Here is a 1,200-nt window from a genome sequence, read left to right on the forward strand (position 1 = left end):
ATATATTCTGAGCTGCAATTTCAACATTATAAACTTGACCACGCCGCTTAAATTGCCGAGTTTCGCTATAAGATTCACTGCCGCCCACAGGTTTACGCTGGCAATAAATTCCCCCTAGATAACGGCGCAATTCAAAACCTGACCATTGGACAATAGGATTAGCATCTGGCTTGGCTGAAATCAGCTCAGTAAAAACTCTTCCCAATATACGCTCTGAAGGCTGCGGGCAATCAAAGTTATCAATCCAAGCTCGTAACAAGATCTTCTGATCTCTCTCTCTATAAGATGATAAAACTGAGATATCGATGACTTTTTCACCCTGAGCGCGCTCAAGCAACAAGCCAGAATCAAATTGCTTTACACACCAATCATCAATAAAGCTTTGCGTTTCACTTGCTTTACACGCAACCTGCGCAAGAGCCTCGGTAGAATTTGGCCAACGCTGTTCAAGTAGAGGGAGAATTTCATTCCTCAGAAAGTTTCTATCAAAGACTGAATCACTATTGCTTTCATCCTCGACCCACTTCAGACCCAAACCTTCCGCTTCTAACTCTAAAGCCCTTCTCGAGACCTCAAGCAAAGGGCGATAAATAACAGTTCCACAAGACATAAGCCTGCTAGGCGGAATAGCCGATAAGCCCTTAACACCACTACCGCGCAATGCCCTAATCAACACCGTTTCAGCCTGATCGTTTTGATGATGACCCTGGAGCAACACATCACCATCATTTAGCAGCCTCTCGAAAACTTCGTAACGAGCCTTCCTGGCTGCGGCCTCTAGCCCTTCACCACTCGCAGTAACTGATACACGCTCTACATAGCAAGGAATAGATAGCTCCTGGCACACCTGCTGACAATGACGAGCCCAGTCGTCTGCGTTTTTACTAAGCCCATGATGAACATGTATTGCTGATAAAGCTAAGGAGGGGTTTAATAAACGAAAAGTATGCAAGAGCACGATAGAGTCCAAGCCACCACTCAAGGCAACAACATAGCGTTTGGACTCGGGCACTCTTTTTAATGCCTGCAAGATCACCGGGGAAACCTTCATCTCACTCACAGAGCACCCTATTTGACTATTTACTCTTTAACGTAGGCCGTTAAACGTTGATAGCGCTGATCCATTAATTCTTCAGTATCTAAAGCCGAAAGTTCATCAAGCCCTGCAATAAGCTGAGCCTTCAATTGAGTAGCCATCTC

Annotated in this window: 1 protein-coding gene; it reads right to left on the bottom strand. The window is 45.2% G+C overall.

Annotated elements, in window-relative coordinates:
* Positions 1–1,051: tRNA lysidine(34) synthetase TilS (gene tilS, locus A3735_RS24845; RefSeq protein ID WP_068638837.1), on the bottom strand; the 1,051-nt coding region annotated here is incomplete at its 3' end.
* Positions 1,052–1,200: the final 149 nt, after the last annotated feature.

The sequence above is a fragment of the Oleiphilus sp. HI0061 genome (assembly GCF_001635675.1).